The sequence below is a fragment of the Stella humosa genome (genome assembly GCF_006738645.1).
GTDB classification, from domain to species: Bacteria; Pseudomonadota; Alphaproteobacteria; order ATCC43930; family Allostellaceae; genus Allostella; species Allostella humosa.
In genome coordinates this window covers 1,721,138-1,735,647 of the sequence record NZ_AP019700.1, presented here as the reverse complement: position 1 = coordinate 1,735,647, position 14,510 = coordinate 1,721,138, and the positions used below count along the sequence as shown (strand labels likewise).

The following is a 14,510-nucleotide window of genomic DNA, read 5'->3' as shown; positions in this document are numbered from 1 at the left end:
ATGTGCAGGTCATGGCCGCCGGCTGCCGGCGGCGAACGCGTGCAGCAGCAGCTCCCGGATGGCCTGGTCGACGGCCAGCCGGCCGCGCGCCTGCACGGACCAGTCGGCGATGCGCGCTTGCAATGACGGGTCCAGGCTGGCCGCGTCGATCAAGGCGGCGGAGAGATCGTCGCGCGCCAGATGCAGCGCGATGCCGGCCACCGCCGCCTCGGTGCGGCTTGGCGGCGGCGGTGTGGCCAGGCCCGCCCCGGCGACCGCGGCGCGGCTGCCATGCAGCAGGCGCTGGCCGATCCCGCCCTCGGCCGGGGCCTGGGCCAGCAGTTCCGGCTGGATCGCGGCGAACCGTTCGCGCAACTGGCCGCGCGTCGGCACGCCGCGGGCGGCGTGGCCGGACAGGACGTCGGCCAGAGTCGGCGGCAGTTGCCCCGGCCCCGCCAGGTCCCGCACGACCTGCAGCTCGCGCGGCCAGGGCCGGGACGATGCGGTCGCACCCTGCAGATTGAGCAGCCCGGCGATGAGGCGTTCGTTCGACCGACCCGCCTCCATCCGGGCGAGCCGTGCCTCGACGGCGTCGATGCGCGCGACCAGGGCCGAGCCGCCATCGGACGCCACGGCGGAGACCGCGGCCAACCGGGTGGCGGTCGATGTCTGCTGGCCGGCGACGAAGGCAACCACGACGAGCCCACCCACCAGCAGGGCCGTGCCGAGGAAGGCCGGAAGCCTCATCGCCCGTCGCCCCGGCTATGTCGGGCCGTGTCGAGACGGTCCGGGTCGGCGCTGCGACCGATCAGAGGCCGTCGTCCATGTCCTCGGTGATGGTCTTGCCGGCGACGAAGCCGGCAGCGGCGCCGGCCAGGGTTCCAAGGGCATTCCCGACCGCGCCGGCGAGGACCGCCTCGCCCAGGACCGCGCCCGCGACGATGGCCGCCGCGATGATGACCGCATGCTTCACGTTGATGCCCGTCATCTCGATCTTCGACGGCGTCAGCGTGATCGACGGCGACTGCGCGAAGGACATGCTGGGCACGAAGCAGAGCAGCAGGATGGCGATCAGCTTGCGCATTGGGCACCTCGGGCTCGCGGCAGGCGCTAGGTAGCACCCCTGCCGTCGATTAGACCATCGCCGGCATGGCCGGGCAACGCTATCCGCCACCATTCCGGCCGAGGCCGAAGGCGCGGCCGGGGATCGAGGCCAGGAGAGCCCGGGTATAGGCATGGGCCGGACGCTCGAACACCTGGGCAACGGGGCCATGCTCCACCACCGCGCCATCCTTCATCACCGCCACCCGGTCGCAGATCTGGGCTGCCACGCGCAGGTCGTGGGTGATGAAGACGATCGACAGGCCAAGCCGCCGGCGCAGGTCGGCCAGCAGCGCCAGCACCTGCGCCTGGACCGATACGTCCAGCGCCGACACCGGCTCGTCCGCGACCAGGATCGAGGGCTCGAGCGCCAGCGCGCGGGCAAGGCCGATGCGCTGGCGCTGCCCGCCCGAGAACTCGTGCGGGAAGCGGTCGGCCGACGCCGGGTCGAGGCCGACCAGGGCAAAGAGTTCGCGCGCGCGTGCCATCGCCTGGGCGCGTGGCGCGCCGTGGACGATCGGCCCCTGGGCCACCAGTTCGCCCGCCCGCCGGCGCGGGTTCAGCGACCCGAACGGGTCCTGGAACACCATCTGGATGTGGCGCGTGCGCTGGCGCATCTCCGCCCGCGGCAGGGTCGCCAGGTCGCTGCCGTCGAACCAGACATGGCCCGCGTCGGGGTCCACCAGACGGACGATGCAGCGCGCCAGCGTCGACTTGCCAGACCCGGATTCGCCGACGATGCCGAGCGTGCCGCCCTTGGGCAGCAGCAGCGACACGTCCTTCACCGCATGCGTCACCCGCTGGCCACGGCCGAGGAAGCCGCCGGTGCGATAGGTCTTCGACACCCCCTCGATGCGCAGGATCGCCTCGTCCGCCAGCGGGCGCGGTGGCGGCGCGCGCAGGGGCGGCACGGCAGCGATGAGCTGGCGGGTGTAGGGATGCTGCGGGTTCTCCAGCACATTGGCGGCCGGCCCCTCCTCCACCACGAGCCCGTGCTGCATGACGGCGACGCGGTCGGCGATCTCGGCCACCACGCCGAAATCGTGGGTGATGAAGAGCACGCCCGTGCCCTTGCGCCGCTGCAGGTCGCGGATCAGTTCCAGGATCTGGGCCTGGGTCGTCACGTCGAGCGCCGTCGTCGGCTCGTCGGCTACCAGCACCTTGGGGTCGAGCGCCAGCGCCATGGCGATCATCGCCCGCTGGCGCTGCCCGCCGGACAGCTCGTGCGGGTAGGCGCGGGCGGCCCGCACGGGATCGGGGATGCGCACCTCTTCCAGCAGCGCCTGGACCCGGGCGCGGATGGCACCCTTGGCCAGGTTCGTGTGGATGGCGAACATCTCGCCGATCTGGTCACCGATGGTGCGCAGCGGGTTCAGCGCCGTCATCGGCTCCTGGAAGATCATGGCGATGCCGGCACCGCGCACGCCGCGCATCTCGGCCTCGCTGACGGTGGCGAGGTCGCGGCCGTCGAAATGCACGCGGCCGGCGTCGATCGCCACGCCGACCGGCAGCAGGCGCATCACCGCATTGGCCGTCATCGACTTGCCGGACCCGGATTCGCCGACCACGCACAGGATCTCGCCCGGCGCGATCGACAGCGACACGTCACGCAGCGCGTGCGACCGGTCGGCACCGGGCGGCAGGCGGACGCCAAGCCCGTCGAGGACGAGGACCGGCGTCATCGGCCCTTCAACCGCGGGTTCAGCGCGTCGTTCAGCCCCTGCCCCACCAGCGACACCGCCAGCACCGTGACCAGGATGGCGACGCCGGGAATGGCCGAGACGTACCACTGCACCCGCAGCACGTCGCGGCCGAGGCCGATCAGGTTGCCCCAGGAGGCGACGTTGGGGTCCGACAGGCGCAGGAAGGCAAGCGCGCTCTCCAGCAGGATGGCGACCGCCATCACCACGCTGGCATAGACGATGACCGGCGGCAGGGCGTTGGGCAGGATCTCGCCGAAGATGAGGCGGGCGTCGCGCAGGCCCAGCGTGCGCCCGGCCTGCACGAACTCTCGGTTGCGCAGCGACAGGAACTCCGCCCGCGTCAGCCGCGCCGGTGCAGGCCAGGAGACGACGCCGATCGCGATGGTGACGGTCGTCAGGGTCGACCCGAACACCACCACCAGGACCAGCAGCAGCAGGAAGTTGGGCAGGGTCTGGAATGCCTCGGTCACCCGCATCAGCACCGTGTCGACCCAACCGCCGTAATAGCCGGCGATGGCACCGATGACGATGCCGATCAGGATGGCGATGACGGTCGCCACCATGCCGATCAGCAGCGAGATGCGGGCGCCGTGGAAGATCTGGGCGGCGATGTCGCGCCCCGAATTATCGGTGCCGAGCCAGAAGCGGGGGTTCTCCAGCGGCCAGACCAGCGGCCGGCCGGCCAGCGCCAGCGGATCGCGCGGGAAAAGCCAGCCGGCCGAGGCCGCCATGGCAATCACCAGCAGCAGCAGGACCAGGCCGATGACGGCCGGCGGGCTGCGGAAATAGCCGCGGATGGCGCCCATCCCCGTCAGTCCCCCGTGCCGATCCGCGGATCGAGCCGGGCATAGACCAGATCGACCGCGAAATTGACCACGATCACCAGCAAGGCCGACACGAAGACGATGCCGAGCAGGGTGTTCAGGTCGCGCTGGATCACGGACTCGTAGGCGAGCCGCCCGAGGCCCGGCAGCGAGAAGACGCTCTCCACCACCACCGAGCCGCCCAGCATCGTGCCGGCCTGCAGCCCGATCAGCGTCACCATCGGCAGCAGCGCGTTGCGCAGCACGTGGCGGACGATGACGCGGGTCTCGTCCAGCCCCTTGGCCCGCGCGGTACGCACGAAGTCGAGGTTGAGGACCTCCAGCATCGAGGCCCGCATGATGCGCAGATAGATCGCCAGGAAGATCAGCCCCAGCGTCAGCGTCGGCAGTACGAGGTGGCGGGCGATATCGAGGGTGCGCCAGATGCCGGACTGGATGCGGGTGATGTCCTCCAGCCCGCCCGCCGGCAGCCATTGCAGGTAGATCGAGAAGACGACGATCGCCATCAGGCCGAACCAGAAGGAGGGCGTGGCGTAGAAGACCAGGCCCAGCGTCGAGATGATAGTGTCGGGCCACTTGTTGACCCCGCGCGCCGCGATCACCCCCAGCACCAGCCCGGCGAAGAAGGCAAAGGACAGCGAGGCCGTCATCAGCAGGATGGTGGCCGGCAGCCGCTCGGCGATGACGGTCGCGACCGGCTTGCCGTAGATCGACGAGAAGCCGAGGTCGAGCCGCACCAGCCGCCACAGATAGTTGCCGAGCTGGACCGGCACCGACAGGTCGAGCCCGTAGAACTGCCGCAACTCGCGCGCGGTGGCGGCGTCCCCGCCCCCCATCTGCGCCATCATCGCGTCGACCGTGTCGCCCGGCGCGAACTGGAGCAGCAGGAAGACCCCGACCAGGATCAGGAACAGGGTTGGCAGCGAGGCGGCCAGGCGCCGCCCCGCCAGGGAAAGGACCCGCATCGCTTCAGCGCGTCATTCCGCCAGCCACAGGTCGTGCCAGCTCGACGACCCCCAGCGCGGGGTGTTGGAGTGGTTGCGCGCCTTGGCCGAGATGGTGGTGACGAAGATCTGCTCGATCGGCGTCCAGATCGGCAACTCGGAATTGGCGCGCTGCTGGAACTGGGCGTAGAGCGCCTTGCGCTTCGCGGGGTCGATCTCGGTCGCGGCGTCGTCGATGATCCGGTCCATCTCCGGGTCGGTCCAGCCCCACTGGTTGGTCCAGGGAGCGCCGACGGGCTGGCCGGAGCGATACCAGACGGTGGTCGAGACGGCGGGATCGTTGCGATACTGGTGCCAGCCGGTGGCGAGGTCGAAAGCGTGGTCGGCATAGACCTGCTTCAGGAAGCCGGCACCGTCGTTGCGCACCACCTCGACCCGGATGCCGACCTCGCCCAGGGCCTGCTGCACGAAGGTCGACCACAGCGAGATGTCCTCGCCCCACGGCGCCGGCAGCAGCCGGACCGAGAAGCGGGTGCCGCCGGCGCCGGCCTTGTAGCCGGCCTCGTCCAGCAGGCGCGCTGCCTTGGCCTTGTCGTAGGGATATTGCGGGCCGTTATCGGCCGGATAGAAATCGGTCGATACCGACGGCACCGGCCCCGTGCCGAGCTTGGCGAAGGTGCCGAGGAAGTTGTCGATGAAGAACGGCACGTTGATGGCGTGCGCGATGGCGCGCCGGACGCGGATGTCGCTCAGCTCCTTGCGGCGGAAGTTGAATTCCAGCGTGTTGGTGCGGGCATTGCCCTCGTTGCCCTTGGTCGAGACGACGAAGCGCGGATCCTTGGCCAGGCGCGCGATGTCCGACAGCGTGATGCCCGAGAACGGGCTGTAGTGGAGCTGGCCGGCCTCAAGCTGGGCGGCGGCCGCCGAGCGGTCGGTGATGACGCGCCAGACGATGCGGTCGAGATAGGGCGCGTCGGCGCGCCAATAGTTCGGGTTGCGGTCGGCGATCACGTGCTGGCCGCGCTCGTACTGCACGAACTTGAAGGGGCCGGTGCCGATGGGGGCCAGGTTGACCGGGTTCTGGCGGATGTCGCCCGTCTCGTAGAGATGCTTAGGCGAGATGTAGCCCAGGTCGGGCAGTGCCCGCAGCAGCAGGCCCAGCGGCATCGGCCGCTCGTAGCGGAAGATGGCGGTGTGGGCGTCGGGCGTGTCGACCGCGGTCAGGAAGAGCTGCAGCGTCGAGCCGTAGTTCAGGATCTTCTTCCACATCGCCATAGCCGTGAACTGCACGTCGGCCGAGGTGAAGGGCTTGCCGTCGTGCCAGTTGACGTTGCGGCGCAGGTGGAAGGTGATGGTCTTGCCGTCCGGCGTCGCCTCCCAGCGCTCGGCCAGCACGCCGACCGGGTCGCCCTTGGCGTCCAGGTCGACCAGCGGCTCCTGGATCTTGCCGCCGATGATGTAGACGCCGGTCGACGCCTGGAGGCTGGGGTTGAGCTGGCGCTGCTCGGCCCCGTAGTGGACCGAGAAGACCCCGCCCTTGCGCGGGGCGGCTTGCGCGAACACGCGCTCGGGAAACATCACGCTGGCGGCCATGGCGGCCGTGGTCATCAAGAGGGTGCGGCGCTTCAATTCCAGACGATGGTCGGTCATGGGAGCCTCCTGACGGCGAGCGACATGCGGAGAATAGGGCGAAGATGATGCATCGTCCGGGCCACGCGGCTCAGGCCGGGACGAAATGCAGGATGACGCCGCTGGCATCGGCGGCGGGCACGGTGGTGCCGGCCCGCGCGGCATCGTCGGTCGCCACGACGACGGCCACGCCGCCATCGGCGGCGGCCCCGGCCCGCACGGCCGCCGGGTAGCGACGGGCGAAGGTGGCGGCGTCGTAGAAAAGGAAGTCCGCGCGGCTGCCGCCGGACGGCACCCGGTTACCATCGGCCGTCGCGGTCGCCGGCTCGTCGATCAGGCGCGACAGGTGGGCGGCCGCGGCCGCCGGGTCGTCTGCCAAGATTTCGATGCGGACCAGGCGGCGGGCGCCGTTGGCGTGCTGCTGCAATTCCGGAACCCAGACCGTCTCGCGGGTAAGGTGCTGGCAGGCGAAGATGCGCAGGCCGCCCGGCGCCTCGGCGATCGGCCAGCGGAAGACGTTGAAGCGCGCCTCGCCCACACCGCCGCCCGGCAGCTCGACGGGCCGGCCGAAATGCACCGGGCCCAGCGGCTCCAGCCCGCGGGCGCGCAGTTCCGCGGCCCCCGCCGCGGCTTCGTCCGTGGTGAAGGCCGCGCGCTCCAGCCCCTCGCGCTTCTCCAGGAAGGCGATGGTGGGCTTCAGGTGCTCGGTCGGCGTCAGCACACCAAGCAGCTCGATATAGTCGTCGTCGAAGACGATGGTGTAGTTGGCCGAACCCAGATGGGGCGAGTGGGTCCCGCGCGGCGACACGGCGAATCCCAGTTCCTGCCAGCGCAGCGCCGCGGCATCGAGGTCGCGGACAGTGACGACGATATGGTCGAGACCGAGGATATGCTTGAGCGCCATGCCCGAGGCCTCCGGCTGGAAGGGCTGCAACTAGGGGGCGCCCTTATGACATCCCTCGCACGCTTTCCGGCAACGGTTTTTTCTAGCGCCTGGGATGAGGGGAATTCGCCTTGAAATCGCGGGCAGCCAGCATGAACCGGGGTGAGGCCCGCCGGCCCCACCCCGATCCGCACCTCATGCCTGCTGCAACGCCGCCTTCACCTTGGCGGGCGTGTAGGGCACCGAGCGCAGCCGCACGCCCGTCGCGTCGAACACGGCGTTGGAGATGGCGGACGGCACCACGGCCGCCGTCGGCTCGCCCGCACCCCACGGCTTCTCGGCCGGGCGGTCGATCAGTTCCATGACCAGTTCCGGCACCTCCGGGAAGGTCAGGATCGGATAGCTGGCCCAGTCCAGGCTGGTGACGGCGCCGCGGTCGAAGGTCAGTTCCTCCTTCAAGGTGCGGCTTACGGTCTGGAAGACGTTGCCCTCGATCTGTGCCTTCACCCCGTCGGGGTTGATCATCTGGCCGCAGTCGTGGACGACGTAGAAGCGCGTCACCCGGATGATGCCGGTCGCCCGCTCGACCTCGACCTCGGCCACCGCACCGACATAGGTGCGCACCAGCTCGTACTTGACGTAGGTCAGCCCCCGCCCCTTCAGCACGTCGCCGGCAGTCGATCGCTGGGGCGACGGCCGCCTCTCCCACTTCGCCAGTTTCTCCAGCCGCTCCAGCACCTCGATGCCGCGGCGGTCGGCGGGGTCGAGGTACTTCAGGCGATAGGCGAGCGGATCCGCCCCGGCGGCGGCGGCCAGTTCGTCGAGGAAACATTCGTTGGCATAGGTGTTCTGCATCCGCCCGGGCGTGCGGATCCAGGACGGCTTGAAGGGCGTCGTCTCCAGCCGCCGGCAGACCGTGCGGACGTTGGCGAACTTGTAGGGGATGGCCGAGTTCTGGTGGATGCCGCCCGGTGCGATGTCGGTGGCGTTGGGCAGGCCCGCCAGGTCGGCCGCCACCAGGGCGACGTTGCCGGCCGCCCCCTGGGGGATGAAGAACTCGGACTCCCAGGCCGTCACGTTGCCGCCGGCATCCAGGTTGGCGCGCAGGTCGATCAGGGTCGGCGGCCCCTTCGGGTCCCAGCCATGCTCGTCGGCGCGCGACCATTGCACCCGGACCGGCCGCCCCACCGCCCTGGCCATCAGCGCGGCGTCGGCCGCCGCGTCCTCGTGGCCGTTGCGCCCGTAGCAGCCGGAGCCCTCGATATAGACGCAGTGCACCGCATCGAGCGGCATCGCCAGCATCTGCGCCAACTGCTTGCGCAGGTTGTGGGTCGCCTGCGAGGCCGACCAGGAGGTCAGCTTGCCGTCCTTGAACTCGGCGATAGAGCAGGACGGGCCGATCGAGCCGTGGGTGTGGATGGCGAAGTCGTAGCTGGCGGCGAACTTGCGTCCCTCGCCCTTCATCGCCGCGGCCGTGTCGCCGACATTGCTGGTGACGTCGTCCTTCACCACCTTGGTCGCGCGCACATGCTCCCACAGGCGGGACTGGTCGGGCAGCGTCTCGGACTTCGACCACGTCGCCTTCAACGCGCCGGCAGCCCGGATCGCGGCCCACTCGTTGCTGGCGACGACACCCAGGAAGTTGCCCTGGCGCACCACCTGCACTGCGCCCGGCAAGCCCTTGACCGAGCTTTCGTCGACGCTTTCCAGCTTGGCGCCGATCGCCGGCGGATAGATCACCCGCCCGTGCAGCATGCCCGCCACGCGGAAATCCTGCATGTAGGTGAAGCGGCCCATGATCTTGTCGGGCACGTCGCGGCGGGGCTGCGAGCGGCCGACCAGCTTGTAGTCGGCCGGCTTCTTGGTCGGCGCGGCGGGGTCGAGCTTCACCTCGAAGCGCCGGCCGCCGATCAGCTCGGCATAGGTGACGCTGCGCCCGCCGCCCTTGGCCGAGATCGCGCCGTCGACCACCACGAGATCGGCCTTGGCCACGCCAAGGCGCTTGGCCGCCTCGTCCAGCAGGGCCGATCGCGCGGTGGCGGCCGCCTGGCGGATCTGCACGCCGCCATTCTGGATCGACAGGCTGCCATAGGTCGGCCCCTGGTCGGGCGTCAGGTCGGTGTCGCCCTGGATCACCGTCACCCGCGCGTCGGGCACGTCGAGCTCGTCGGCGATCATTTGCCCCAGCGCGCTCTGCACCCCGGTGCCGAGATCGACCTTGCCGGAATAGATCGTCACCTGCCCCTGCCCGTCGATCGACAGGAAGGTGTCGACGAGGTCGAGGGCGACCGGCTTGGGCCCGGCGGCCGATGCCCCCGATCCCTGCGCGAAGGCCTGGCCGATCGGGCCGGAAAGCTGGAAGCCGACGACGAGGGCGCCGCCGGCCTTGAGGACGCCGCGCCGCGACAGCATGGCTTGCGTGGTCATGGAGGTTCTCCCCGTCACGCTTCGGCCGCGCGCTTCACGGCGCGCAGGATCGCGGCATGGGTGCCGCAGCGGCAAAGGTTGTTGGCGAGCGCCGCCTTGATGTCGGCCTCGCTCGGTTTCTTCGCCTTCGCCAGGAAGGCGGCCGACTCCATGATCATGCCGTTGATGCAGTAGCCGCATTGGGCGGCCTGCTCGGCGATGAAGGCTTGCTGGACGGGGTGCGGCTTGTCGGCCGTGCCCAGCCCTTCAAGCGTCACCACCTTCTGCCCGGCCGCCACCGCCGACAGCGGCAACACGCAGGAGCGCATGGCCACCCCGTCGACATGGACGGTGCAAGCGCCGCACTGCCCCAGCCCGCAGCCGAAGCGCGGGCCGTGCAGGGCCAGGTTGTCGCGCAGGGCATAGAGCAACGGCATTTCCGGATCGTCGATCTCGATCGAGACGACCCGGCCGTTGACGTCGAGCGACCTTGAGACGGCCATGTTGCGTCCTCCCCAGTGGACTTTCGGTCGGCGAAGCCGCTCCGGCAGGGGCGGCATTCCCGCTCTGGGATGAGCCTATACCCATGCGGGGGTTTTCCAAGGCCCCTCGCCGGCGCCTATGCTGAACGGCCAAGGGAAGGAATGCGGACATGACGGAAACAGCGGGCGGCCGGCCGGTCGCCCTGGTCACCGGCGGGCGGCGCGGCATCGGCCGCGGCATCGCCTACGCGCTGGCGGAGTCGGGCCATGACGTCGCCATCAACGACATCGTCGACGATGCCGAGGTGGCCGAGACGCTGGGCGGGATCGCCGCGCGCGGCGGCAGCGGCACCTTCGTGCGGGCCGACGTGGCTGACCCGGCGGGCCATGCGGCACTGCTCGATGCGGTCATGGCCGCCCTGGGGCCGATCGGGCTGCTGGTCAACAATGCAGGCGTATCGGTGCAGCGCCGCGGCGACCTGCTCGACATGACGCCGGAGAGCTTCGACCGGCTGGTCACGATCAACCTGCGCGGCCCCTTCTTCCTGACCCAGGCGCTGGCGCGGCGCTGGCTCGACGAGGGCGGCCGGCGCCGGCGGGCGATCGTCACCATCTCGTCGGTGAACGCGACGATGGCCAGCATCAATCGCGGCGAATACTGCATCGCCAAGGCCGGCTTGCCGATGATGACCCGCCTTTTCGCGCTGCGCCTGGCCGAGGCCGGCATACCGGCCTTCGAGATCCGCCCCGGCATCATCCGCACCGACATGACGGCCCCCGTCAGTGCCACCTATGACCCGATCATCGCCGCCGGCACCCCGCCCGCACGCCGATGGGGCGAGGCCGAGGATATCGGCCGCGCCGTGGCGGCGCTGGCATCGGGCGCCTTCGACTTCAGCACCGGCGAGGCCATCCATGTCGATGGCGGGCTGGGGATCTCCCGTTTGTAAGGTCTGTCCTCAGCCCGCCAGGATGGCCTCGACCACGCGCTGCACGTCGAGCGCCTCGCCCAGGGTCGCCAGCGGGTGCGGCCGGCCGTGGGCCATGGCGGCGACGCTGTCGAGTTGGCGCTTCAGCACCAGGGGGCGCGCCTTCTCGTTGGGCATGGCGTCGGCCGCTTCCCGCCAGGTGCCGTCTGGCTGGCGCCGCTCTGCCACCGACCAGTCGCTGAGGCGGATCGCGCCAAGGTCGCCTTCCAACGTCCAGCGGTTGTGGTCGGCCTTGTCGGTGCCGCCGACGCGGCCGGACAGGCGCACCGGCACCTCGCCCGCGGTCAGGGTGGCGGCGATCACCTCCTCGGCCTTGTCGCCGCCCGGGTACTCGACGCTGTGCGCCAGCAGCGTCAGCGGCCCCAGGCGGCGGCGCGCCAGGAACAGGAAGTGCGACACCACCTCGCGCGTGAACCCGCCCTGGCCGCGGCGCGCGAGCCAGCCGGCGGCATCCTCCTGCCAGGGCCGCGGCCAGCGGGCGAAGGCGACCTCGATGCGCAAGGACTGCGGCGCCCCAACCGCGCCTTCGTCAAGCCAGGCGGCCAGTTGCGCCACCGCCAGCGACGAGGCGAAGGGGAAGTTGACCGCCGCCCGCGCACCGGCCGCACCTGCGACCAGCCGCTCGGCCTGGCCGACATCGACCGCCAGCGGCTTCTCCAGGAAGGCGGCCTTGCCCGCCCCCAGGATCGCGTGGGCGTGCTCCAGGTGGCTGGCCGGCGGCGAGGCGACATAGACGCAGTCGGCCGCAGCGATCACCTCGGCCGGGTCGTGCAGGCGGGCGACGCCGGGGAAGTTCGCGGCCAGACGCGCCATCGCCTCGGCCGACGGATCCCACACGCCGACCGTCCGCAGCACCGCCGGGTCATGGTCGAGCGCCGCCCGCAGCAGCCGGTCGCCCATGATGCCGTAGCCGATGAAGCCCAGGCCGATCGCCGTCATCTCGCCGTCCTTTCCCTGCCGATCCGCGCGTCATACGCCCTATAGCCGGCATCCGGGTCAAGGCGCAGCCTGGGCAAGGCTGCCGCCCGAGCCGCTACCGAAGCAAGCTGCCGCTGGCCTCGATGAACGGGCGGCGCTACTCTTCCCCGCAACCCGGAGAACGCGGGTCGGCGGGAGGGAAACATGCGACGCTTCAAGACACTGATGGGCGTTCTTGCGATTGCTCCGTTGCTTGCTGCCGGGCAGATGGCTGTCTTCGCCCCCGAGGCCATGGCCCAGGCCCAGTGCCGGCAGAAATGCATCGACGAGGAGCAGGCCTGCCTCGCGCGCACCGGCAACAAGGGCCAGTGCGGCGGCAAGGCCGGGCAGTGCGTGGCGAAGTGCAAGTAGGCTCGGGACAAGGACGGGTGGCGTAGGTGACCGACAGCTTCGACTACATCATCGTCGGCGCGGGCACCGCCGGGTGCGTGCTCGCCAACCGGCTGTCGGCCGACGGCAAGTCGACCGTATGCATCCTGGAGGCCGGCGGTCGCGACTGGAACCCGATGCTGCACATCCCGGCCGGCTTCATGAAGACGCTGGTCGATCCCAAGGTGAACTGGCTCTACAAGACCGAGCCCAGCGAGTGGACCGGCGGGCGCAGCATCCTGGCCGCGCGGGGCAAGACGCTGGGCGGGTCGAGCGCCATCAACGGCCATATCTACAATCGCGGCCAGCGCCTGGATTTCGACGGCTGGGCCCAGCGCGGCAACCGCGGCTGGGGCTATGCCGACATCCTGCCCTACTTCCGCCGCAGCGAGCGCCGGGTGGGCGACGCCGACGACCAGTATCGCGGCCGCGACGGCGGCATCGTCGTCAGCGACCCCGACTGGAAGCATCCGCTGTGCGACGCCTTCATCGACGGCGCCGTGTCGATCGGCATTCCGCGCAACCCCGACTACAACGGCGCCACCCAGGACGGGGTCGGCTACTTCCAGCGCGCCATCCACAATGGCCGCCGGGTCAGCGCCGCACGCGCCTTCCTGCACCCGGCCGCCAGCCGCGCCAACCTGACCGTGCGCACGCACGCGCACGCCACCCGCATCCTGCTCGAGGGCAAGCGCGCCGTCGGTATCCGCTACATGGCGGGCGGGCGCGGCGGCACCGAGGTGGAGCTGCGCGCGCGCAAGGAGGTGATCCTGGCGGGCGGGGTCGTCAACTCGCCGCAACTGTTGCAGGTATCCGGCATCGGGCCTGGGTCGCTGCTGGGGCGGCTCGGCATCACGGTCGCCCATGAGCTGCCGGGCGTGGGCGAGAACCTGCGCGACCATTATGCCGCCCGCCTGGTCGGCCGCGTGCGCGGCACCGATACCATCAACGAGCGTGCCCGCGGCATCCGCCTGGTCGCCGAAGTCGCCAAGTGGATGGTCGCGCGCAAGGGCATCCTCGGCCTCAGCCCGACCGTCGTGCATTGCTTCTGGAAGTCGCACGAGGCGCTCCAGACCAACGACCTGCAGATGACCTTCACGCCGGCCAGCTACAAGGAGGGGGTGCAGTCGCGCCTCGACGACTTCCCCGGCATGACGGTGGCGGCCTGGCAGCAGCGGCCGGAAAGCATGGGCTGGATTCGCGCCCGCTCGGCCGATCCGCTGGCCCCGCCCGAGATCCAGCCCAACTACCTGGCGCACGAGATGGACCGGCGCGTGCTGCTGGGCGGCATCCGGCTCGGCCGGCGCCTGCTGCGGACCAAGCCGCTCGCCCCCTACTTCGTGCGCGAGGAGTTCCCGGGCGAGGAGGCGCAGACCGACGACGAGTTGCTGGAGTTCGCCCGCCAGCGCGGCACCACCACGTTCCACCTTATGGGGAGCTGCCGCATGGGGCCGGCCGGCGACCGCAACACCGTGGTCGACGACCAGCTTCGCGTGCATGGGATCGAGAGCCTGCGCGTGGTCGACGCCTCGATCATGCCGTCGATGCCCTCGGCCAACCTGAACGCTTCCACCCTGATGATCGCCGAGAAGGCGTCCGACATGATCCTCGGACGGACCCCGCCGGACGCGGTGCCGCTGGCCGAGGCGGGGTGAACGCGGGCACCATCCGCACGGCCCGCCTGCGCCTGCGGCCGCCCTGCGAGGCGGACGTTCCGCGGGTCGCCGAGGCGCTGGACGACTGGACGGTGGCGGGCTGGCTGAGCCGGACGCCCTATCCCTATACCGAGGCCGACGCACGCCAGTTCCTGCTGGCGCCGCAGCCGGGCTCCCGCGAGCGCTGGGCGGTGGCCGATGGCGCCAGCGACCGGCTACTGGGGCTGGTAACGCTGGAGCCCTGCGCGGAGGGGCGCGAGGCCGGCTATTGGCTGCATCCCGACGCCCAGGGGCACGGCTTCATGGCCGAGGCGCTGGCCGGCCTGCTGGCATTGGCGGACACGGCCGAGCCGGGCCTGATCGTGGTGGCCACCATCCATCCGGACAACTACCCGTCGCGCCGGGTGCTGGAGCGATGCGGCTTCCGCTTTGTCGAGGAACGCCCGATCGACCGGCCGCGTCGGCGCGGCACAGGCCAAGTCCACCTCTATCGCCGCAACTCCGGTTGAGCGATTCCGCCGGTCATGCCTAAGCTGGGGCCGACGCCCCATCCCCGTAGCCGCCCTGC

The 14,510-nt window shown here is 70.6% G+C and carries 14 protein-coding genes; 4 read left to right on the top strand and 10 right to left on the bottom strand.

What is annotated here, in order from left to right:
* Nucleotides 1–9 precede the first annotated feature (9 nt).
* The 9 genes from STVA_RS08125 to STVA_RS08085 all read right to left on the bottom strand — a co-directional run bounded on the left by STVA_RS08125 (nt 10) and on the right by STVA_RS08085 (nt 9,972).
* Nucleotides 10–726, bottom strand: coding sequence for an MICOS complex subunit MIC60 (locus tag STVA_RS08125; RefSeq protein ID WP_123689123.1), 717 nt, complete (start codon nt 724–726; stop codon nt 10–12).
* A 61-nt stretch (nt 727–787) separates the two neighbouring features.
* Nucleotides 788–1,063, bottom strand: coding sequence for a hypothetical protein (locus tag STVA_RS08120; protein WP_123689124.1), 276 nt, complete (start codon nt 1,061–1,063; stop codon nt 788–790).
* Nucleotides 1,064–1,142: 79 nt separating this feature from the next.
* On the bottom strand, nt 1,143–2,762 hold the full coding sequence (locus tag STVA_RS08115) for an ABC transporter ATP-binding protein (protein WP_123689125.1): 1,620 nt from the start codon (nt 2,760–2,762) through the stop codon (nt 1,143–1,145).
* Nucleotides 2,759–3,589, bottom strand: coding sequence for an ABC transporter permease (locus STVA_RS08110; protein WP_123689126.1), 831 nt, complete (start codon nt 3,587–3,589; stop codon nt 2,759–2,761). Before STVA_RS08110 ends, STVA_RS08115 begins: the two co-directional genes overlap by 4 nt.
* A gap of 5 nt (nt 3,590–3,594) precedes the next feature.
* Entirely contained in the window at nt 3,595–4,572 is a 978-nt protein-coding gene (locus tag STVA_RS08105) for an ABC transporter permease (RefSeq protein ID WP_123689127.1), read from the bottom strand.
* 12 nt (nt 4,573–4,584) lie between these two features.
* Nucleotides 4,585–6,201 (bottom strand): ABC transporter substrate-binding protein, encoded by a 1,617-nt coding sequence (locus STVA_RS08100; RefSeq protein ID WP_123689128.1) that lies wholly within the window; start codon nt 6,199–6,201, stop codon nt 4,585–4,587.
* 70 nt (nt 6,202–6,271) lie between these two features.
* Complete coding sequence (locus STVA_RS08095; RefSeq protein WP_123689849.1) at nt 6,272–7,084, bottom strand: VOC family protein; 813 nt, start codon at nt 7,082–7,084, stop codon at nt 6,272–6,274.
* 174 nt (nt 7,085–7,258) lie between these two features.
* Nucleotides 7,259–9,490 (bottom strand): xanthine dehydrogenase family protein molybdopterin-binding subunit, encoded by a 2,232-nt coding sequence (locus tag STVA_RS08090; protein WP_197735821.1) that lies wholly within the window; start codon nt 9,488–9,490, stop codon nt 7,259–7,261.
* 14 nt (nt 9,491–9,504) lie between these two features.
* On the bottom strand, nt 9,505–9,972 hold the full coding sequence (locus STVA_RS08085; protein ID WP_123689129.1) for a (2Fe-2S)-binding protein: 468 nt from the start codon (nt 9,970–9,972) through the stop codon (nt 9,505–9,507).
* 149 nt (nt 9,973–10,121) lie between these two features.
* Between STVA_RS08085 and STVA_RS08080 the strand changes: the two genes are divergently transcribed.
* Nucleotides 10,122–10,901 carry a 3-ketoacyl-ACP reductase gene (locus tag STVA_RS08080; protein WP_123689130.1) on the top strand — a complete coding sequence of 260 codons (780 nt, stop codon included), beginning with the start codon at nt 10,122–10,124 and terminating at the stop codon, nt 10,899–10,901.
* Between the two features lie 9 nt (nt 10,902–10,910).
* Here the strand turns inward: STVA_RS08080 and STVA_RS08075 are convergent, their stop codons facing one another.
* Nucleotides 10,911–11,879 carry a Gfo/Idh/MocA family protein gene (locus STVA_RS08075; protein ID WP_123689131.1) on the bottom strand — a complete coding sequence of 323 codons (969 nt, stop codon included), beginning with the start codon at nt 11,877–11,879 and terminating at the stop codon, nt 10,911–10,913.
* Nucleotides 11,880–12,062: 183 nt separating this feature from the next.
* Between STVA_RS08075 and STVA_RS08070 the strand changes: the two genes are divergently transcribed.
* From STVA_RS08070 to STVA_RS08060, 3 genes are read left to right on the top strand one after another with little or no spacing between them, the layout of a single operon-like run.
* On the top strand, nt 12,063–12,269 hold the full coding sequence (locus STVA_RS08070; RefSeq protein ID WP_142235701.1) for a hypothetical protein: 207 nt from the start codon (nt 12,063–12,065) through the stop codon (nt 12,267–12,269).
* 26 nt (nt 12,270–12,295) lie between these two features.
* Entirely contained in the window at nt 12,296–13,942 is a 1,647-nt protein-coding gene (locus tag STVA_RS08065) for a GMC family oxidoreductase (protein ID WP_123689132.1), read from the top strand.
* Nucleotides 13,939–14,451 carry a GNAT family N-acetyltransferase gene (locus STVA_RS08060; protein ID WP_123689133.1) on the top strand — a complete coding sequence of 171 codons (513 nt, stop codon included), beginning with the start codon at nt 13,939–13,941 and terminating at the stop codon, nt 14,449–14,451. Before STVA_RS08065 ends, STVA_RS08060 begins: the two co-directional genes overlap by 4 nt.
* Nucleotides 14,452–14,510 lie beyond the last annotated feature (59 nt).